Here is a 20,640-nt window from a genome sequence, read left to right on the forward strand (position 1 = left end):
ACCATGAGTGACAAGAAGAAGACGATCGAGAATCTCGGGCGCCGCCACTTCCTGCGCAATAGCGCGGTGACCGGCGTGGCCGGGGCGGGCCTGGCCGGCGGCTTCGGCGCCGGCACCCTGCTCGGCGGCAGCGAAAAGGCCCGCGCCGCCGAAGGCAGCATCGAGGTCGCCCCGGGCGAGCTCGATCAGTACTACGGTTTCTGGAGCGGCGGCCAGTCCGGCGAGGTCCGGGTGGTCGGCATCCCCTCCATGCGCGAGCTGATGCGCATCCCGGTGTTCAACCAGGAGGGGGCCACGGGCTGGGGGATCACCAACGAGTCCAGGCGAGTGCTGGGCGACTCGGTCAAGTTCCTCAACGGTGACTCCCACCACCCGCACATCTCCATGACCGATGGCAGCTACGACGGCAAGTACCTGTTCATCAACGACAAGGCCAACACCCGGGTGGCCCGTATCCGTCTCGACATCATGAAGACGGACAAGATCACCACCATCCCCAACGTCCAGGCGATCCACGGCCTGCGCCTGCAGAAGGTGCCGCACACCAAGTACGTGTTCGCCAACGCCGAGTTCCCCATCCCCCATCACGACGACGACATCGTCAATGACGGCCGCGGCATGGAGAACCCGGAGGGCTACTACACCATGTTCAACGGCATCGACGCCGAGAGCATGGAGGTGGCCTGGCAGGTGATCGTCGACGGCAACCTCGACAACACCGATGCCGACTACACCGGACGCTTCGTGGCCTCGACCTGCTACAACTCCGAGAAGGGCATGACCCTGGCCGACACCATGCGCGCCGAGCGCGACTGGGTGGTGGTATTCGACGTCGAGGCGATCGAGGCCGCCGTGGAAGCCGGCGAGTTCAAGACCCTGGGCGACAGCGAGGTGCCGGTGGTCGATGGCCGCAAGGGCTCCAAGCTGACCCGCTACATCCCGGTGCCCAAGAACCCCCACGGCCTCAACACCTCGCCGGACGGCAAGTACTTCATCGCCAACGGCAAGCTCTCCCCGACCTGCTCGATCATCGCCATCGACAAGCTGCCCGAGGTGTTCGACGATTCCATCGAGCCGCGTGACGCCGTGGTCGGCGAACCGGAGCTGGGCCTGGGGCCGCTGCACACCACCTTCGACGGCCGCGGCAACGCCTACACCACGCTGTTCATCGATAGCCAGATCGCCAAGTGGAACATCGAGGACGCCATCCGCGCCTACAACGGTGAGGAGGTGAACTACCTGCGTCAGAAGCTGGATGTCCACTACCAGCCGGGGCACAACCACGCCAGCCTTACCGAGACCAAGGATGCCGACGGCAAGTGGCTGGTGGTGCTCTCCAAGTTCTCCAAGGACCGCTTCCTGCCGGTGGGCCCGCTGCGCCCGGAGAACGACCAGCTGATCGATATCTCCGGCGAGGAGATGAAGCTGGTCCACGACGGCCCCGCCTTCGCCGAGCCCCACGACTGCATCCTGGTGCGCGCCGACCAGATCAACCCCAAGAAGGTCTGGGACCGCGATGACCCCTTCTTCGCCGAGACCGTGGCCATGGCCAAGGAGGACGGCGTCACCCTGGAGACCGACAACAAGATCGTGCGCGACGGTAACCAGGTACGCGTCTACATGACCTCGGTGGCACCGCAGTTCGGGATCACCGAGTTCAAGGTCAAGCAGGGCAATGAGGTCACGGTGGTGATCACCAACCTCGACCAGGTCGAGGACGTCACCCACGGCTTTACCATGACCAATCACGGCGCCGTCATGGAGATCAGCCCCCAGCAGACCGCCAGTGTCACCTTTACCGCCGACCGGCCCGGGGTGCACTGGTACTACTGCCAGTGGTTCTGTCACGCCATGCATATGGAGATGACCGGCCGCATGCTGGTCGAGAAGGCCTGATAGCACCCAGAGGGGCCGGGCAGACGCCCGGCCCCGCTTCTTTACTGGAGAGACGCATGACCCGACGACAGCCCCGCGTCGTCCCCCGACTGTTTCTTGCCGCCTGGCTGCTCGTGTGGCTGCCGGGCGGCCTGCTGGCCGCCGACCTGACGGCCACTCCCGGCGAACCGCTGCAACCGCTGATCGAGCGCGCCGAGCGCGGCGACCGCCTGCTGCTTCCCGCGGGCCGCTACCCCGGGCCGCTGGTCATCGACCGCACCCTGACCCTCTCGGGCGCAACGGGCGCGGTGATCGATGGCGGCGGAGAGGGCCACGCCGTGGTACTCGACGCCCCGGACATCGTGATCGAGGGCGTGACCATCGAGAACTGGGGCGCCAACCTCACCGAGATGGACGCCGGCATCTTCATCGAGGAGAGCGCCGGCGGCAGCGTGATTCGCGACTCGCGGCTCGAAGGCCCCGGCTTCGGCCTGTGGCTCGACGCCGTCAGCGACGTCCAGGTGCTCGACAACGTGATCCGCGGCGACGCTACCGTGCGCTCCCAGGATCGCGGCAACGGCGTGCACCTGTTCAACTCACGCAACGTCCGGGTGGAGGGCAACGATATCCGCCATACCCGCGACGGCATCTATATCGACACCAGCAGCCAGTGTCTGCTGCGCGGCAACCATATGCAGGAACTGCGCTATGGCGTGCACTACATGTATGCCTACGACAACCGCGTGGAGGAGAACACCACCCGGGATACCCGCACCGGCTACGCGCTGATGCAGTCCAAGCGCCTCAGGGTGGTCGGCAACCGCTCGGAGGGGGATCGCAACTACGGCATCCTGATGAACAACATCACCGACTCCCTGCTGCGCGACAACCGGATCACCCGCGCCCACCAGCGCCGCGACGCCCAGGGCAAGGGGCTGGTCAGCGGCGCCGATGGCAAGGCGCTGTTCGTCTACAACTCCCAGTACAATCGCTTCGAGGCCAACCGCCTGGCCGAGAGCGATATCGGCATCCATCTCACCGCCGGCTCCGAGGACAACGAGCTGGTGGGCAACGCCTTCGTCGACAACCGCCAGCAGGTGATGTACGTGGCCACCCGGGCCCAGGAGTGGTCCGAGGCGGGACACGGCAACTACTGGAGCGACTACCTGGGTTGGGATCTGGATGGCGATGGGGTGGGCGACACCCCCTACGAGCCCAACGATGCCATGGATCGCCTGCTGTGGCGCTACCCGGTGGCGCGGCTGCTGATGCACAGCCCCGCGGTGCTGGCGCTGCGCTGGGTACAGCGTCAGTTCCCGGTATTCCGCCCCCAGGGGGTCAAGGACAGCCACCCGCTGATGAATGAACCCGACCTGGATGCATCCGACTCGAATGGATCCGCCTTCCATACACCCGAAAGGGGAGACGCCAGCGCATGACCGCGGTAATCGATTTCCAGGGCGTCACCCGCCGCGACGGCGGCCTGGTGCGCCTCGACGCCCTCGACCTGCAGGTGGACGAGGGCGAGGTGCTGGCTCTGCTGGGCCACAACGGTGCCGGCAAGACCACCACCATGCACCTGATCCTGGGGCTGCTCTCGCCCAGCGAAGGGCAGGTGGCGGTCCTCGGCGGCGCCCCCGACGGCGCCCACGCCGAGACCCTGCGCCGCCGCCTGGGCTACCTGCCCGAGAATGTCAGCTTCTACGAGCAGTTGAGCGGCCGGGAGGTACTCGACTACTTCGCCCGCCTGAAACGGGTCGATCGCGGCCAGGTGGGTGAACTGCTGGATCGGGTCGGCCTCGGCCACGCCGCCCACCGCCGGGTGAAGACCTACTCCAAGGGCATGCGCCAGCGCCTGGGGCTGGCCCAGGCGCTGCTCGGCGATCCGCGCCTGCTGCTGCTCGACGAGCCCACCACCGGCCTCGACCCGGCCGCCACCCGCGACTTCTACGACACGGTGCGCGGCCTGCGCGAGCGCGGCTGCACGGTGCTGCTCTCCTCCCACGTGCTGCCGGGGGTGGAGCCCTATATCGACCGTGCGCTGATCCTCGGTGGCGGCAAGCGCCTGGCGCTGGGCAGCCTGACGGAGCTGCGCGAGGAAGCGGCCCTGCCGATCACCGTGCGCGCCCGGGGCCACGGCGGCGCAGGCGACCTCGCCCAGCGCCTGGCCGGCTGGGATGACCCGCGTATCACGGTCACCCCCCACGACGCCCACGAGGTGGCGCTGACGGTGCCGCCGGACGCCAAGCTCGCCGTGCTGCGCCGACTCACCGACACCGCCGGCGTCGAGGATATCGAGCTGCTGCCGCCGACCCTGGAGCATCTCTACACCCACTTCTCCGCCGAACTCTCGCCCGCGCAACGAGGAGACGCCGAATGAACGCCATCCTGACCATCGCCGGCAAGGAGTTCCGCGACGGCCTGCGCAACCGCTGGGTGCTGGCCATCGCCCTGGTGCTGGCCTTCCTCGCCGTGGGCATCGCCTGGTTCGGTGCCGCCGCCAGCGGCGGCCTGGGCTTTACCTCCCTGGCCACCACCGTGGTCAGCCTGGCCACCCTCGCGGTATTCCTGATCCCGCTGATCGCCCTGCTGCTGGCCTACGATGCCGTGGTCGGCGAGCAGGAGGCAGGCACCCTGCTGCTGCTGCTCACCTACCCCATCAGCCGCACCCAGCTGCTGCTCGGCAAGTTCCTCGGCCACAGCCTGATCCTGGCCGCCGCCACGGCGCTGGGCTTCGGCATTGCCGGGGCGGTGATCGCCGTGGGCGCCGAAGGCGTGGCGCTGACCGAGCTGGCCGCCGGCATGGGCCTGCTGATCGGCAGCAGCATCCTGCTCGGCTGGGTATTCATCGCCTTCGCCTACCTGATCAGCGTATGGGTCACCGAGAAGGCGCGTGCCGCCGGCCTGGCCCTGGTGGTGTGGTTCCTGTTCGTGCTGGTCTTCGACCTGGGGCTGCTGGCGCTGCTGGTCAGCGTCGAGCGGGGCGGCGACTGGCTGCCCTGGCTGCTGCTGCTCAACCCCACCGAATGCTTCCGGCTGATCAACCTGACCGGCTTCGAGGCCGCCCGCAGCTATACCGGCCTGACCTCCATCGCCGAGGGCAGTGCCTTCCGCCCGGCCATGGTCACCGCCATCCTGGTGGCCTGGATCCTGGTGCCCCTGGGTCTGGCACTGTTGCGCTTCCGACGCCGCGCCGCCTGACCCTCTCCGATTTCCCTAGCCACTCCCGTAGAGAGACCCCATGAAGAAACTGCTTCTGCCGCTGCTGCTGATGTCCGCCCTGCTGCTCGCCGCCTGCGGCGAGTCAGAACCCGAGGCGCTGGCCGCCGCCCAGCCCATCGAGGCGGGCGATAGCTGCCATGTCTGCGGGATGCTGATCACCGAGCACCCCGGGCCCAAGGGCGAGGCCTTCATGGAGAAGCAGAGCGAGCCGCTGAAGTTCTGCTCCACCATGGACCTGTTCGCCTTCCTCAAGCAGCCCGAGAACGAGACCCAAGTCTCCCACGCCTATGTACATGACGTGGCCGCCGCCAGCTGGGCCACCCCCGACGACGAGGCCTTCGTGCCGGCCAGCGAAGCGATCTACGTGGTGGGTCACGACCAGCGCGGCGCCATGGGCCACACCCTGGCCTCCTTCGCCGACGAGGCCGATGCCGAGGCGTTCCGCGAGGAGCATGGCGGGGAGCTGGTCACCTTCGCCGAGATCGACATCGACCTGCTGGGTCGCCTGGGCCGCGGCGAGCTGGGTGGCGATATCGGTGGGGGCATGCCCATGGAGATGGGCGACGACATGGAAGGTATGCAGCATTCCCAATAGCACGGCTATCGCAGTCAGGCATGCGACGGTCGCGAAAGGCGCCGGGGACAGGGCGAAGAGGGGGTCCTATGCCAGGGATGGCATCGGTAGCGCCCACGGAAGGGTTCACAGCGCCCCCTCGAAGCCCTGTCGCCGGAGAAGCCTTGAGCGGTCTTTCTTCTGTTTCCAGTAGCCTCCCGGCTGCGCGTCGGGGGGCGGCATGCTAGCCTCGGGCGCATCGTCCCCCGAGGAGCCCAGGATGCCGTCTCGCCTTCCCCATCTCGTTGCCGTTCTGGTCGGCCTGGCCCTGGCCTGGCCGGTTGCCGCGGTACAGTTCAACGTCGCCGAGGTCGAGCGCCACGGCGCCTGGCAGTCGATGACCCTGAACCTCGGCGAGCAGCGCCTCTACCGCGCCCTGGAGGGCAACACCTACACCGACGCCCACTTCAGCGTCACCTTCACCCCCGGTGCCTGCGAGGCACCCTGGCTGGAGATGCGGGTCGACCTCGGCGAACGCCAGGCCGAGAGTCGCCTGGCCAACCGCGTGCCCGCCGACCTCCGGGTCGACGAGCAGACCATCCATTCGGGCCAGGCCGAGTTTCGTACCGAACGTGGCGACAGCGGCTTCTATGTGCAGTTCGACCTGCCGGAACAGCCGCTGCTGCTCGACGAGATGCGCCAGGGCGAGCTGCTGCGGCTGCGCCTGATGCGCGGCCCCGACGATCCCTGGTTCATGGTCTTCGCCCTCGACGGTGCCGATGAGGCGATGGCACGCGCCCGCACGGCCTGCCGGGACCAAGGCTATCGCAGTTAGCCTGCGGTGATAGCGAAAGACGCCGGGGAAAGCCTTGAGCGGTGCTTCTACTGCGATAACCCTGCTGCCGGGACGACGAGCGCTGACAGCCGCCGCCCGGCGCCGTATGCTGGGCGCTGACTCCACTGACCTGCCCGGAAGGACTGCCCATGCGACGTCTCGCCCTTGCCCTGCTCACCGCCACCCCGCTGATCGCCACCCTGGCAAGCCCCACCTGGGCCCAGTCCACCGCCGAGCCCGACGTGGTGCTGCACACCAGCGAGGGCGCCATCGGCATCGAGCTGTTCGAGGAGCAGGCCCCTCTGAGCGTCGAGAACTTCCTCGCCTACGCCGAGTCCGGCCACTACGACGGCACCCTCTTCCACCGGGTGATCGACGACTTCATGATCCAGGGCGGCGGCTTCGATAGCGACTTCAACCAGAAATCCACCCGCGAGCCGATCCAGAACGAGGCCGACAATGGCCTCAAGAACCGCCGCGGCACCCTGGCCATGGCGCGTACCGGCGCCCCCCACTCGGCCACCGCCCAGTTCTTCATCAACGTCGCCGACAACGGCTTCCTTGACCACGTCAGCAAGCAGTCGGGCCAGACCTGGGGCTATGCGGTGTTCGGCCAGGTCGTCGAGGGCATGGAGGTGGTGGACGCCATCAAGCGCGTGCCCACCGGCAATCGCGGCCCGATGCAGAACGTGCCCGAGAGCGCAGTGGTGATCGAGCGGGTCGAGGTGCTGGACGCCGCCCCCTGAACACGCTCTTCAGGCCCGAACGACAAGCGCCCCCGCCGGTCTTCCCGGCGGGGGCGCTGTCGGTAGGGGCGCCTCGGCGCCCCAGGATCACCCGAGCATGATCAGCTGCGGATCAGGTGGTCGAAGGCGCCCAGGGCGGCCTTGGAGCCCTCGCCCATGGCGATGACGATCTGCTTGTAGGGCACGGTGGTCACGTCGCCGGCGGCGAAGATGCCCGGCACGCTGGTCATGCCGCGGGCATCGACGACGATCTCGCCGCGCTCGGAGAGCTCGATGGGCGACTCCTTGAGCCACTCGGTGTTGGGCACCAGGCCTATCTGCACGAAGACGCCCTGCAGGTCGATCTGGCGGATCTCGCCGCTGGCACGCTCCTCATAGGTGAGGCCGGTGACGCGCTTGCCGTCGCCGTTCACCTCGGTGGTACGGGCACCGAGGACGATATCGACATTGGGCAGGCTGCGCAGCTTCTTCTGCAGCACGGCGTCGGCGCGCATCTCGTCCATGAACTCGATCAGGGTCACATGGCCGACGATGCCGGCCAGGTCGATGGCCGCCTCGACGCCGGAGTTGCCGCCGCCGATCACCGCCACGTGCTTGCCCTTGAACAGCGGACCATCGCAGTGGGGGCAATAGGCCACGCCCTTGTTGCGGTAGTCGGCCTCGCCGGGCACGCCCATCTCGCGCCAGCGGGCGCCGGTAGCCAGCACCAGGGTCTTCGCCTTGAGGCTGGCGCCGGACTCGAACTGCACCTCATGCTCCTCGCCGGGACGGCCGGGCAGCAGCTTGACCGCCCGCTGCAGGTTCATGATGTCGACCTCGTACTCCTTGACGTGCTCCTCCAGCGCCGCGGCCAGCTTGGGGCCTTCGGTGTGGGGCACGGAGATGAGGTTCTCGATGGCCATGGTGTCGAGTACCTGGCCGCCGAAGCGCTCGGCGGCAACGCCCGTGCGGATGCCCTTGCGTGCGGCATAGACCGCCGCCGCGGCGCCGGCGGGACCACCACCGATCATCAGGGTGTCGAAGGTCGGCTTCTCACCGAGCTTGGCGGCCTCGCGCTCGGCGGCCCCGGTATCCACCTTGGCCAGGATCTGCTCCAGGCTCATGCGGCCCTGGTCGAAGGGCTCGCCGTTGAGGTAGATGCTGGGCACCGACATCACCTGGCGCTCCTCCACCTCGTCCTTGAACAGCGCGCCATCGATGGCGACGTGGTGGACATCGGGGTTGAGGATCGCCATCAGGTTGAGTGCCTGGACCACGTCCGGGCAGTTCTGGCAAGAGAGCGAGAAGTAGGTCTCGAAGTGGAGCTCGCCCTCGAGGCCCTTGATCTGCTCGATCACCTCATCGGAGGCCTTGGGCGGATGGCCACCCACCTGCAGCAGCGCCAGCACCAGGGAGGTGAACTCGTGGCCCATGGGCAGGCCGGCGAACACCACGCCGGTCTCCTCGCCGGGACGGTTGATCGCGAAGGAGGGGCGGCGCGCATCCTGGCCATCGAGCTTGAGGGTAATCTTGTCGGTCAGGCCGACGATATCGGTCAGCAGGCCGTGCAGTTCCTTCGACTTGGCGCCGTCATCGAGGGACGCAACGATCTCGAAGGGCTGGGTGACCTTGGCCAGGTAGGCCTTGAGCTGAGTTTTCAGATTGTCGTCCAACATGACAGCGTGTTCCTTCATGTTCGGGAGTCGGTATCACGAGGCAGCCGCGCCCTGCCGGTCAGGCAGCGCGGGAGGGGCTCGTGAGTCGGAATAGGGGCCCCGGGCGGGGGAAGGTGCCCGGGGCAGGGGCGGCGAGGCCCGGGGGCGGGGCCTCGCGGCAGGGACCGGCTTAGATCTTGCCGACCAGGTCCAGGGACGGAGACAGGGTCTCTTCGCCTTCTTCCCACTTGGCCGGGCAGACCTCGTTGGGGTTGGCACGCACGTACTGGGCGGCCTTGACCTTGCGCAGCAGCTCCTCGGCATTACGGCCGATGTTGCCGGCGTTCAGCTCGACGATCTGGATCTTGCCGTCGGGGTCGACCACGAAGGTGCCACGCTCGGCGATACCGTCTTCCTCGATCAGCACCTCGAAGTTGCGCGAGATGGTGTGGGTCGGGTCAGCCAGCATCGGGTAGGTCAGCTTGCCGATGGTCTCGGAGCTGTCGTGCCACGCCTTGTGGGTGAAGTGGGTGTCGGTGGAGACGCTGTAGATCTCGACGCCCAGCTTCTTGAACTCTTCGTAGTTGTCCTGCAGGTCGCCCAGCTCGGTGGGGCAGACGAAGGTGAAGTCGGCCGGGTAGAAGAAGAAGATGCTCCACTGGCCCTTCAGCTGCTCTTCGTTCAGCTCGACGAACTCGCCGTTGTGGTATGCGGTGGCCTTGAACGGCTTGACTTCGGTGTTCAGCAGGGACATTCGGTAATGCTCCTTTAGACTTAAGTATAGGGATGTCTCGAATACGGAGGCATGGTAGCCCGCATCGACTGATAGCGACAATTAAATGGTGTCATCACCCTAATAATTCAACCCTATGGCGATGACGCTTCCATGTCAGCCGATGCGCACCGCCTCGCCCTGGCGGTCCAGTGCCAGGAACTGGTCGACATTACCCATCTTCAGCGACTCCACCATGCGCTCGAGCTGCGCCTCGGCCTGCTCGGAAGCCGGCGCCTCGCTGCCGCGACCGGAGAGGGCGCCGACGAAGACGATGTCCCACTCGACGCCGGTGTTGCGCGACTCCGCCACCAGGGCGGCCATGTCGCTGAGCTCCTCGGGAGTCTTGTCGACGCACAGCACCGGGGTGAGCACACCGCCCTCGCCCTGCTCGAAGCGAGCACGCTGCTCGCTGGAGGGGTTGTCCGGCAGTTCGGCGCGGGTGAAGACGAACAGCAGGCGCTGGGCATCGGGCTGCAGGCGCGCCTCGCTGAGCAGGTCGGAAAAGTTGGTAATGGCCACGGTTAGCCTCCAGGGTCGGTCGAAAGAGGGACAGTCGAAGAAGAATGAGCGCCAGCCTGCCCCCTTTGGCGGCGACGCTCAAGGGGCAGGCGGGCGAATCGTGTTGGTCAAGATGGCGGGGGGCAAGGATTCAGGCACACCGCCTTTAGCAGGTCGCTCGAGGCTACTCCGGCGGCTGGCCTTCGAGGGGGCGCTGTGAACCCTTTCGTGGGCGCTACCGATGCCATCCCTGGCATAGGCCCCCCTCTACGACCAGCCCCCGGCGCCTCTCGCTATGAGTAGCCGCGGCATGGACATTCTGTGCGCCATCAGCCTTGGCGGGCGCTGAGGATATGGTGCAGGCCGCCGCACTCCACCAGGGGGTCATCGCAGTTGACCACCACCTCGGTGTGGCCCAGCACGTAGGCCTTGCCGGTGATGGTGTTCTCCACCACCGTGTGGGGCCCCTCCGCGTGGGTGCCGGTAAAGGTGCCGATGAAACCGGTCTCGCGCAGGGAGATGGTTTCCAGCCTGTCGCCAGGCTTGATGGTGCCCTCGTGGCGCATCAGCGCCAGGCGCGCCGAGGTACCGGTGCCGGTAGTGCTGCGGCAGATCACCCCGGGATGCACATAGGTGGCCGAACGCGAGCGGTAGAAGTCGTCGGCGACCTGCTCCACCGGCCCCATGAAGTGCAGGAAGGGCAGCGGGCCCACGTCGCCCAGGGTGTAGTGGGAGAAGCCGCGCTCGGCCTGGATCGCCTCGACGATGCGGTGGGCGCACTCGGCGAGCTCGCGCTCCTCGTCTCGGTTGAGGTGGAAGCCGAGTTCGGTGGCGTCCACCAGAGCGTAGAAGCCGCCGCTGTAGGCCACGCTGTAGGTCACCTCGCCCAGCCCCGGCACATGGATCGTCGCGCGGTAGGTGTCGATGTAGCTGGGCAGCCCCTCGCAGGTGATCGCCTCCACCACGCCGTTCTCCACCCGCGCCTCGATGTTGACCCGGCCCGCCGGGGCCTCGAGCGTGAAGCGCTGGACGCCCTCCTGCTTGGGCACGATGCCCGCCTCGAGCACCGCGGTGGCGGTGCAGATGGTGTTGGAGCCGGAGTAGATGGGGTAGCCCATCACCTCCATGATGATGTAGCCGGCCGCCGCCTCGGGGTCGGTGGCGGGCACGATGAGGTCCACCGACATCTCCGGCACGCCGTAGGGCTCGAACAGCAGCAGTTTGCGCAGGCCGTCGGCGTCATCGCGCAGGTAGTGCATCTGGTCGCGCACCGTGGCGCCGGGCAGGACGTCGATGCCACCGAGCACGATGCGGCTGACGTCGCCGCCGGCGTGGGTATCCATCATCCTGAAGGTCAGCGGATGGCTCATGGGCGCGGCTCCTGGTTGGCGGAGGACTGGCTGGAGGGGGAAGAGGCCAGGGCGAAGGGGGCGCCGTGCTCATTCCACTGGCTGTCGGGCACGATCACGACCTTGCCCAGGAAGTTGCTGCCGCGACTGACGAAGTAGCGTTCGGCGGCGTGCAGCTCGGAGAGCGGGAAGGCGGCATGCAGCACCGGCCTCAGCTCGCCGGAACGGATCCAGGCGATCAGCTGCTCGGCCTCCTCCCGGGTGCCGTGGGAGACGCCGAAGATCTGCACCTGGTAGAGGTAGATGCGCGTCCACAGGATCTCCGAGATGTTGCCGCCGCTGGCGCCGGCGATGGAGAGTCGCGGGTAGCTGGTGCGCGCCTTCATGTCCTGGATCATGGTGTCGATGAAGCAGTCGGTCATCTCGCCACCGACCAGGTCCATCACCGCGTCGATGGGCGCGCCGCCGGTGGCCGCGAGCACCCGCTCGGCGAAGCCGTCGAGGTCGCCACGGTCGATCACCGCCTCGGCGCCCAGTGCCTTCAACGCCGCGGCCTTCTCCGGCTGGCTCACCGCGTAGGGAATCGCACCGACGATGCGACACAGCTGGATCAGCGCGGTGCCCACGCCGCCACTGGCGCCGCTGACGAGGACGCGCTCCCCCGCGCTGACGCGGGCGGAGGTCATCATATGGTAGGCGGTCTGGTAGGAACACATGCCCAGGGCGGCGAGCTCGGCATCGCTGAGCTCGGGGTTGGGCACGTGGTGGAACTGATCGGAGGGCACGGCGACGTACTCGGCGAAGCCGCCGTCGGCGCCGTGGCCGTAGTAGTCCGGGGTCAGGTTGATGTCGCGGCGAGCGTCCGGGTAGAGGTTGAAGTCGAGCAGGCCGCGCTCGCCGAGGCGGGCCGGGTCGACCCCCTCGCCCACCGCCACCACCCGACCGGCGATATCGGCGCCTTGGATGCGCGGGAAGGTCAGGGTCGGCTCGCCGCCCATGGCGAAGGAGGTCACCTCGCCCTTCTTCACCGGGTAGAGCCCCTCGCGGGCCTTGCGGTCGGTGTTGTTCTTGGCCGTGGCCGTGACCCGCACCAGCACCTCGCCGGGCCCCGGTTGCGGGGTCGGCACGTCGTCACGATAGACCAGCTTGTCGACGTCGCCATGGCCGGTCAGCAGCATGGCCGACATGGTGGCGGGAACGGTCGCGTCTGGGGGATTCGCCATCTGCTGCCTCCTGTGTGGGGCCGCCGGCAGCGTACCGACGGCGTGGATTGTGCACGAGACAATAGCAGAAGCCTCCCGGCGCCACCGAGCCCCTGCGGGGCCTGAGGAGGGAGAAATCCTTTCCGTTTTCGCAGGGGGAAAGTTGTGGTTTTTCCTGCTTCTCTTTCCTGCCCCCTTTCCTGATCCCCTACCAGTGCAGCGGATAGCGACGATGGCGGGCCAGGTTGTTCACCAGTACGGCCACCACCAGCATGATGGCGCAGCCGATGCCGATGGGCATCAGCGGGTACCACCAGCCCAGTCCGGTGATCTCCGGGCCGCCGATCACCGCCACCAGGGCCGCCGCCGCACCAGGCGGATGCACGCTATGGGTAAGCTGCATCAGCAGGATGGAGAGCGATACCGCCAGGGTCACCGCGAGCGGCGTGGCGCCCAGCAGCTGGAAGCAGGCGACCCCCGCCACCGCCGAGAGCAGGCTGCCCAGCAGCACGTTGCGCGGTTGGGCGAAGGGGCTCTCCGGCGCCGCATAGAGCAGCACCGAGGTGGCGCCGAAGGAGGCCACGATCAGCAGATGCTGGGAGAGCCAGTGGGCACTGAGCCAGCAGATCGCCCCCATACCGACCACGGCCCCCAGCCATGACCAGAGGGCATCACCGAGATCGGGGGTCTCGCGTTGCAGGCGCTCGCCGCGCATCTTTCCCAGATAGGTCTTCATCGTCCCTGAATCGTGGAGAGTGAGCGGGGAAGTCTGCCAAGACATAAGAAGATATAAAAGACAATATTTTTTATAACAACATGGATAAAACTTGACCGGGATCAGCTCCCCATCTACTCCAATGGCTTCCACACAAGACATGATCTCCATCAAGCAACAGGATCGAACAGGACGTGCCTCCGGGACGGAGGGGGCGACCTCGCGGTCGATTGGGCGCCTACTCCCTGCGCTCCTCGAGGAAGGCGAGCAGCTCCTCCAACGGCATCGGTCGAGCGAAGTAGTAGCCCTGGAAGGTCTCGCAGTGATGGTCGCCAAGGTAACGGAACTGCTCCTCGGTCTCGATGCCCTCGACGACCACGTCCAGTTCCAGCTCCCCGGCCATGGAGACAATGCCCCGGACGATGGCGGCGTCACGAGGATCGCTGACCACATCCTGGATGAAGGCACGATCGATCTTGATCTTGCTGATCGGCAGATACTTCAGGTAGCCGAGGCTTGAGAAGCCGGTACCGAAGTCATCGATGGCGATGCGAATCCCCTGCTCACGCAGCAGGCACAGGGTCTCGATCACCCGTTCGGTGCTGTCCATCAGCACCCCTTCGGTGAGCTCCAGCTCGAGGAGGGCCGGCGCCAGTCCGCTTTCCACTACCGTCTGCATGACGCCCCTCACGAACCCCGGCCGCTGGAACTGCATGGGCGAGATGTTCACGGCCATGGTGAGGTCATCCATGCCGATGGCATTGAGGTCCCGGGCGTCGCGGCAGGCGGTGGCCAGTACCCAGTCGCTGATCGGGATGATCTGACCGGTATCCTCGGCCAGGCCGATGAAGGCAGCCGGCGAGATGAAGCCACGCTCGGGATGATGCCAGCGCACCAGCGCCTCCACGCCCACGACCTTGCCACTGGGTCCGTGGATCTGGGGCTGGTAGTAGAGCTCGAACTGCTGCTCCTCGATGGCTCGCTGCAGGGCATTGCGCAACGAGACCCGCTCGCTCACCTTCTGGTTGAGTTCGCGGGTGTACCACTGGAAGGTGTTGCGCCCTTGACGCTTGGCCTTGTACATGGCCAGGTCGGCCTGTTGGATCAGCTCCATGGGCCGCTCGACTCCGCCGTCGCACAGGGTGATACCGATGCTCGCCGTGATGCGCAGCTCGTTGCCATCGATATGGTAGGGGGCTGCAACCTGGGCCAGCAGGCGCTCCACGACCGGCAGTACATCATCCTCGTGGGCCAGGTCGGGGAGCAGGATCACGAACTCGTCGCCGCCGAAGCGGGCCACGCTGTCGCCGGGGCGCAGCTGCTGCTCGAGTCGACCTGCAACCTCCTGCAGGATGCGGTCGCCGGTCTAGTGGCCCAGGGTGTCATTGATTGGCTTGAAGCCGTCCAGGTCGAGGAAAAGCACCGCCAGGAACCGCCGGTAGCGGCGCGCGATCTGGCACCCCTGGGCGAGGCGATCCTCCAGCAGGGTGCGGTTGGGGAGCCCGGTCAGTGCATCGTGACTGGCGTTGTAGGCGAGCTGTGACTGGTACTCCTTCTGGGTAGAGATGTCGTTCTGCACCCCGATGAAGTGGGTGACATCGCCCGTCTCATCACGCACCGGGGAGATATAGAGGTCGTTCCAGAAGGTGGTGCCGTCACGACGATAGTTGCGGATGACAATGTGCACGTCGCGACGGTTGGCGATGCCCTCCCGCAACGCCAGGGTGGCACGCGGCTCGGTGTTCTCGCCCTGCAGGAAGCGGCAGTTGCGCCCGACCGCCTCCTCCCTGGCATAGCCGGTGATGCGCTCGAAGGCCGGGTTGACGTAGACAATGGGCAGGTCGGGCTTGCGCGCATCGCAGATCACAACGCCGTTGATGCTCGAGGCCACGCTGCTCTCGAGGATACGCAGCTGGCGCTCCGACTCCTTGCGCTGATTGATGTCACGGAAGTAGACCGCCAGCCCCTCATCGGAAGGATAGGCGTGTACCTCGACCCACAGTTCAAGGCGGGGGTTGCAGGCCTCGAAGTGGGCGGCGACTCCCGTATCGATCGCACGTCGGTATTCGATATCGAAACGAGAGCCCCAGGCTTCCGGGAAGGCCTCCCAGATATTGCAGCCCAGCAGCGAGCCGGGAGCACTCTGCAGCAGCCGCTCGGCCTCGCGGTTGACGTAGGTGAAGCACCAGTCGGCATCCAGGGTGAAGAAGCCGTCGGTGATGCTCTCCAGGGTGGTGGTGAGACGCTCCGCCAGCCGCGAGACCTCGGCGCGCAGCCGGCGCTGCTCGGTGATGTCCTGGGTCGAGCCCTGCGCCCTCAGGATGCACCCCACCTCGTCGTGGACCGCCTGGCCGATCACCCGCACCCAGATGTGGCGCCCGCGCGCGGTAACCACCTCGAACTCCTCGTCGAAGGCGGTGCCATCGCGACAGCACGCCGCGAAGCGCTCGCTCAGCCGCTGGCGGTCATGCGGAGCGTAGTAGGCGATGGCCTGATCCACCGTAGGCTGGAAGCCGGCGGGCTCGTCGTGGATGGCACAGACCTCGTCGGACCAGATCGGTGAGCCTCCGGGAAGCTCCACGTACCAGGCACCGATCAGGGCCGTCTCTCCCACGATCGTCGAGAAGTGTTCATGCCGGCTCATGGCCGTCTCGCTCTGCCGGCGAGCCGAGATATCCCGAGCCACCACGTAGATCACCCGCTCCTCACCGATGGCGGCATTGATCTCCACCCAGTGCAGGCGGCCCTCGTGGTCGTGGACCCTTGCCTCGAGCCCCCTGACGGCGCCACCGGACGCCAGCCGCTCTATCGCCTCGGCGATGCGGGCATGGTCCTGCTGGTCCACCAGGCGGGTGTAGGGTTGATGGAGGAGCTCGACCTCGTCATAGCCAAGCTGGTGCTGAAAGGCGGGGTTGACCTGCAGGAATCGGCCCTCAAGGCTGACGCGGCAGAACAGGTCGGTCGAGAGGGTAAAGAACTGATCCTGCCGACCGGTAGCCGGCAGCAGCAGGGAACGCAATCGAGCAAGCAGCGGGCGGATCATGGACGTCCTGTGACTGTTGTTATGGGCGACCAGGCCTGGCCAGACAATGGCCACCCGATCCGGAAGGGGAGTCACAAACAGCGTTCGAAAATCGGCGAAAGCATAGTCGCACGATGCCTTTCCAGGCTCAAATCAGGTACAGGCGTGGGAAGGCGGACAGCAGGCAAAAAAAAGCGAAGGGCCCACAGCGATGCTGTGGGCCCTCGAAATTCGTGGCGCGCCCGGCAGGATTCGAACCTGCGACCCTCGGCTTCGGAGGCCGATACTCTATCCAACTGAGCTACGGGCGCATCACCCGGCATGGCGCCGAGCGGACGACATCCTAACTGCCAGGCCTGCCACTGTCCAGCATGGGGCACAGTGAAGGCCCCCGCCTCATCCCAACGGCGGGGGCCACGCCATTTTCCTGGCGACAGGGTTGCCGGTATACTGTCCGCAACGACTGCAAGATGGCATCTCCCTCGGCTGCGTTGCCGACACCGTTTCCGCCGGGCGCTGCCGCGAACAACTTCCTAAAGGACCGTGAAGAGGTGGTGAGAGTGAAATCCAGCAAGCTGATCATGGGGTGCCTGGCCACCCTGGGCCTGACCGCCAGCGCCGGTATCGCCCTGGCCCAGGACGATGCCGAGCGCGAAGCCATCGCCGAGCGCCTGAAGCCGGTGGGCGAGCTCTGCGTCCAAGGCGAGGATTGCGGCACCATGGCTGCCGCCAGCGGTGGTGGCAGCAGCGCCTCCAGCGGTGGCGGTGACGATATCGACGGCGCCGGCATCTACAACAATGTGTGCATGGCCTGTCACGAGACCGGCGCCGCCGGCGCCCCGATCCGCGGCGATGAGGCCGCCTGGGCCGACCGCGTGGAGCAAGGCTTCGCCACTCTGCTGGATCACTCGATCAACGGCTTCAACGCCATGCCGGCCCGAGGCGGCAACCCCAACCTCTCCGATGCCGAGATGGAGGCCGTCACCGCCTATATGGTCGAGCCGGTGATGGACGTGCCGGAGCTGGGCGGAGGTGCGGATGAAGCGTCGGCCGAAGATACCGCTGCCGCCGAAGACGCCGCCGCTGCCGAAGAGACCGCTGCCGCCGAAGACGCCGCCGCTGCCGAAGAGACCGCTGCCGCCGATAACGCCGATAACGCCGATAACGCCGCTGGCGAAGATACCGGTGCTGCCGAAGACGCCGCTGCCGCCGATAACGCCGCTACCGAAGTCGCCGCCGCCGATCTGCCCGGCGCCGACAAGATCGGTACCTGTGTGGCATGCCATGGTCAGGATGGTCACGGTACCGCGCCGATGTATCCGAACCTCGCGGGCCAGAATGTCGCCTATATGGAAGGTGCTCTTAAGGCCTATCGCGATGGTCAGCGCCAGGGCGGCATGTCGGCGATCATGACCCCGATGGCAGCTTCCCTGTCCGATGAAGATATCACGGACATCGCCAACTACTACCATCAGCAGCCGCGCTAAGTCCCTGCCTAAGCCCCTTTGCCGACACCCCCGGAGGTGATCACGCCAGTCCGGAGTGGTGTCGGCCAGCAGGGACTTTCCGGTTACGAACTTCAAGACTAGTCAAGTAACGAGCGCAACCCGGCGATGGCACTCTGACCCCGTGCCTGCTTCTTCTCCGGATCCTCGCGGTCCGGCCTCCCCTCCCACTCCAGGTCGGCCTCGGGCAGCTCGTCCAGGAAGCGGCTCGGGGCACAGTCCATCAACTCACCATAGGTCTTGCGCTGGCGGGCCAGGGTCAGGGTCAGGGTGCGCCGCGCCCGGGTGATTCCCACGTAGGCCAGGCGTCGCTCCTCCTCCACCGTCCCCGCCTCGATGGCGTTGCGGTGGGGCAGCAGCTCCTCCTCCAGCCCCATCAGGTAGACGTGCGGGAACTCCAGCCCCTTGGAGGCGTGCATGGTCAGCAGCTGGACCCGGTCGGAGTCGTCCTCCTCGGCCTGCTGCTCGAGGATATCGCGCAGCACCAGTCGCGAGATGGCCGCCTCCACGCTGTCGGTCTCGGTCTCCTCGGAGGCGGTGCTTTCGTCCGGCCCCTCATCCTCGGGTGAGGCCTGCATCGACTTCTCCAGCTGGTCGATCAGGATCCAGACATTGGCCATGCGCCGCTCGGCGATGGTCGGGGCACTGGCGTTCTGGTATAGCCAGGCCTCGTAGTCCATCTCGCGCAACATGTCGCGGATGGCGGCGATGGCATCGCCGCTATCCATGCGCCGTCGCACCGCGTCGATGAAGTGGGTGAAGCGCCCCAGCCGCTCCACCGCCCTGACCGGCAGCTGCTCGGCCAGGCCCAGCTCGTGGCAGGCGGCGAACAGCGCGATGCTCCGCTCGTTGGCATAGTTGGCCAGCTTCTCCAGGGTGCCGGGGCCGATCTCCCGGCGCGGCACGTTGACGATGCGCAGGAAGGCGTTGTCGTCGGCCGGATTGATCAGCAGCCGCAGGTAGGCCATGGCGTCCTTGATCTCGTTGCGCGAGAAGAAGGAGGTACCCCCGGAGAGCTTGTAGGGAATCTGGTAGTGCTGCAGCTTGAGCTCCAGCAGCCGGGCCTGGAAGTTGCCGCGATAGAGCACCGCGAAGTCGCGCCACTCGGCGCGCTCCTTGATGCGCCGGGTGAGGATCTCGCTGGCCACGCGATCCGCCTCGGCCTCCTCGTGGCGGTTGACCACCACACGGATCGGCGCCCCCTCGCCCATGTCCGACCACAGGGTCTTCTCGTAGACGTGGGGGTTGTTGCTGATCAGGGTATTGGCGGCTCGCAGGATGGTGCCGGTGGAGCGGTAGTTCTGCTCCAGCTTGATGACGTCCAGGCGCGGAAAGTCCTCGCCCAGGGTCACCAGGTTCTCGGGGCGCGCCCCGCGCCAGGCGTAGATCGACTGGTCATCGTCACCCACCACGGTGAAGGTCTTGCGCTCCCCCATCAGCAGCTTGACCAGCTGGTACTGGCTGACGTTGGTGTCCTGGTACTCGTCCACCAGCATGTAGTGGATGCGCTTGCGCCAGCGCGCCAGGGCCTCGGGGTCGTCGCGCAGCAGTACCACCGGCAGCAGGATGAGGTCGTCGAAGTCCACCGCGTTGTAGGCCTTCAGGTGGCGGTTGTAGGCCTCGTAGACCCGGGCGGCGAACAGCTCGTCCTCGTCCGCAGCGTGGGACATCGCCTGACCCGGCAGCACCAGGTCGTTCTTCCACTCGGAGATGCGGTGCTGCACGGCATTGATCTGGTCGGCATCGACCTGGGCATCCTTGTGCATCAGGTCGCGCAGCAGCGCCTTGGCGTCCTCGGGGTCGAACAGCGAGAAGCCGGAACGATAGCCCAGCGCCTTGAGCTCGCGGCGGATGATGTTGAGCCCCAGGGTGTGGAAGGTGGAGACGGTCAGGCCATGCCCCTCCTTGCCCTTGAGCATGCTGCCCACGCGCTCCTTCATCTCCCGGGCGGCCTTGTTGGTGAAGGTCACCGCGGCGATCCGGCGGGCGCTCATGCCGCACACCTGCACCAGGTAGGCGATCTTGGTGGTGATCACGCTGGTCTTGCCGGAACCGGCGCCGGCCAGCACCAGGCAGGGGCCGTCGATATAGCGCACCGCCTCCTGCTGGCGGGGGTTCAAGCCGGCGAGTCGCTGCTGGATGGAGGGGGGCGAGTTCATCGGCTGTCGACTCCGGCGGCACCGGCGAAGTCCAGCTGTCGCCAGGCTTCATAGACCAGCACCGCACAGGCGTTGGAGAGATTGAGGCTGCGACTGTCCTCGCGCATGGGAATGCGCAGTCGCTGCGCCTCGGGCAGGGCCTCGAGCATCGCCCCGGGCAGGCCACGGGTCTCGGGGCCGAACACCAGAGCATCGCCGGCACGGTAGCTCGGCTCATGGTAGCCCGTCCGCCCGCGGGTCGATACCGCGAAGACCCGCCGAGGGCTGGCCGCCTCGAGGTAGGCCGGCCAGTCGCGGTGCACGCGCACTGCCGCCCACTCGTGATAGTCGAGGCCGGCACGGCGCAGGCGCCTGTCGTCGAGCTCGAAGCCCAGCGGTTCGATCAGGTGCAGGTGGAACCCGGTGTTGGCACACAGCCGGATCAGGTTGCCGGTGTTGGGGGGTATCTCGGGCTGGTAGAGGACGACATCGAGCATGGCTTATCCGCGGTGGGGCCCGGTGGAACGCAGGCGGGCCCCGTGACGGGGCCCGCAATCATCGACGCAGGGGA

General features: G+C 66.8%; 17 protein-coding genes, 1 tRNA gene and 1 pseudogene. 8 read left to right on the forward strand and 11 right to left on the reverse strand.

Annotation, left to right across the window (positions count from 1 at the left end; genetic code table 11):
• The first annotated feature begins 3 nt into the window (after positions 1-3).
• The 7 genes from nosZ to GRB96_RS09170 all read left to right on the forward strand — a co-directional run bounded on the left by nosZ (position 4) and on the right by GRB96_RS09170 (position 7,231).
• On the forward strand, positions 4-1,896 hold the full coding sequence (gene nosZ / locus GRB96_RS09140; protein WP_161431856.1) for a TAT-dependent nitrous-oxide reductase: 1,893 nt from the start codon (positions 4-6) through the stop codon (positions 1,894-1,896).
• A gap of 56 nt (positions 1,897-1,952) precedes the next feature.
• Positions 1,953-3,314: a nitrous oxide reductase family maturation protein NosD gene (locus GRB96_RS09145; protein ID WP_161431857.1), complete on the forward strand. Its 1,362-nt coding sequence runs from the start codon at positions 1,953-1,955 to the stop codon at positions 3,312-3,314.
• Entirely contained in the window at positions 3,311-4,255 is a 945-nt protein-coding gene (locus tag GRB96_RS09150; RefSeq protein ID WP_161431858.1) for an ABC transporter ATP-binding protein, read from the forward strand. Before GRB96_RS09145 ends, GRB96_RS09150 begins: the two co-directional genes overlap by 4 nt.
• Positions 4,252-5,076 carry an ABC transporter permease gene (locus GRB96_RS09155; protein WP_161431859.1) on the forward strand — a complete coding sequence of 275 codons (825 nt, stop codon included), beginning with the start codon at positions 4,252-4,254 and terminating at the stop codon, positions 5,074-5,076. The genes GRB96_RS09150 and GRB96_RS09155 overlap by 4 nt, the downstream gene beginning before the upstream one ends.
• 40 nt (positions 5,077-5,116) lie before the next feature.
• Positions 5,117-5,692 (forward strand): nitrous oxide reductase accessory protein NosL, encoded by a 576-nt coding sequence (locus GRB96_RS09160; RefSeq protein ID WP_161431860.1) that lies wholly within the window; start codon positions 5,117-5,119, stop codon positions 5,690-5,692.
• A gap of 238 nt (positions 5,693-5,930) precedes the next feature.
• A complete protein-coding gene (locus GRB96_RS09165; protein ID WP_161431861.1) occupies positions 5,931-6,485 on the forward strand; it encodes a hypothetical protein in 555 nt (184 codons plus the stop codon).
• A gap of 149 nt (positions 6,486-6,634) precedes the next feature.
• Positions 6,635-7,231 (forward strand): peptidylprolyl isomerase, encoded by a 597-nt coding sequence (locus GRB96_RS09170; RefSeq protein WP_161431862.1) that lies wholly within the window; start codon positions 6,635-6,637, stop codon positions 7,229-7,231.
• 101 nt (positions 7,232-7,332) lie between these two features.
• Here the strand turns inward: GRB96_RS09170 and ahpF are convergent, their stop codons facing one another.
• The 9 genes and pseudogenes from ahpF to GRB96_RS09210 form a co-directional block, all read right to left on the reverse strand.
• Positions 7,333-8,886 carry an alkyl hydroperoxide reductase subunit F gene (gene ahpF, locus GRB96_RS09175; protein ID WP_161431863.1) on the reverse strand — a complete coding sequence of 518 codons (1,554 nt, stop codon included), beginning with the start codon at positions 8,884-8,886 and terminating at the stop codon, positions 7,333-7,335.
• Between the two features lie 169 nt (positions 8,887-9,055).
• Complete coding sequence (ahpC, locus tag GRB96_RS09180; RefSeq protein ID WP_161431864.1) at positions 9,056-9,619, reverse strand: alkyl hydroperoxide reductase subunit C; 564 nt, start codon at positions 9,617-9,619, stop codon at positions 9,056-9,058.
• A 135-nt stretch (positions 9,620-9,754) separates the two neighbouring features.
• Positions 9,755-10,159, reverse strand: coding sequence for a ribonucleotide reductase subunit alpha (locus tag GRB96_RS09185; RefSeq protein WP_161431865.1), 405 nt, complete (start codon positions 10,157-10,159; stop codon positions 9,755-9,757).
• Between the two features lie 308 nt (positions 10,160-10,467).
• Complete coding sequence (locus GRB96_RS09190; RefSeq protein ID WP_161431866.1) at positions 10,468-11,508, reverse strand: proline racemase family protein; 1,041 nt, start codon at positions 11,506-11,508, stop codon at positions 10,468-10,470.
• Positions 11,505-12,710, reverse strand: coding sequence for an alcohol dehydrogenase catalytic domain-containing protein (locus GRB96_RS09195; RefSeq protein ID WP_240894147.1), 1,206 nt, complete (start codon positions 12,708-12,710; stop codon positions 11,505-11,507). Before GRB96_RS09195 ends, GRB96_RS09190 begins: the two co-directional genes overlap by 4 nt.
• A gap of 187 nt (positions 12,711-12,897) precedes the next feature.
• Complete coding sequence (locus GRB96_RS09200; protein ID WP_161431867.1) at positions 12,898-13,425, reverse strand: HPP family protein; 528 nt, start codon at positions 13,423-13,425, stop codon at positions 12,898-12,900.
• A 217-nt stretch (positions 13,426-13,642) separates the two neighbouring features.
• Positions 13,643-14,488, reverse strand: coding sequence for a putative bifunctional diguanylate cyclase/phosphodiesterase (locus tag GRB96_RS15675; protein ID WP_240894248.1), 846 nt, complete (start codon positions 14,486-14,488; stop codon positions 13,643-13,645).
• Positions 14,462-16,447, reverse strand: a pseudogene (locus GRB96_RS09205) (sensor domain-containing protein); the annotation flags it as partial. The pseudogene GRB96_RS09205 and the gene GRB96_RS15675, both read right to left, overlap by 27 nt.
• A 213-nt stretch (positions 16,448-16,660) precedes the next feature.
• A tRNA-Arg gene (locus tag GRB96_RS09210) sits at positions 16,661-16,737 on the reverse strand.
• A gap of 249 nt (positions 16,738-16,986) precedes the next feature.
• On the opposite strand from GRB96_RS09210, the gene GRB96_RS09215 reads away from it, so the two are divergent.
• Positions 16,987-17,913 carry a c-type cytochrome gene (locus GRB96_RS09215; protein WP_338074022.1) on the forward strand — a complete coding sequence of 309 codons (927 nt, stop codon included), beginning with the start codon at positions 16,987-16,989 and terminating at the stop codon, positions 17,911-17,913.
• 98 nt (positions 17,914-18,011) lie between these two features.
• Here GRB96_RS09215 and rep read toward each other — a convergent pair whose 3' ends face one another.
• Positions 18,012-20,090, reverse strand: coding sequence for a DNA helicase Rep (gene rep / locus GRB96_RS09220; RefSeq protein ID WP_161431868.1), 2,079 nt, complete (start codon positions 20,088-20,090; stop codon positions 18,012-18,014).
• Positions 20,087-20,566, reverse strand: a complete 480-nt coding sequence (gene trmL, locus GRB96_RS09225; RefSeq protein ID WP_161431869.1) for a tRNA (uridine(34)/cytosine(34)/5-carboxymethylaminomethyluridine(34)-2'-O)-methyltransferase TrmL — start codon at positions 20,564-20,566, stop codon at positions 20,087-20,089. The genes rep and trmL overlap by 4 nt, the downstream gene beginning before the upstream one ends.
• Positions 20,567-20,640 lie beyond the last annotated feature (74 nt).

Origin of the sequence: Halomonas alimentaria (assembly GCF_009902005.1) — a bacterium.
Lineage (GTDB): Bacteria > Pseudomonadota > Gammaproteobacteria > Pseudomonadales > Halomonadaceae > Halomonas > Halomonas alimentaria.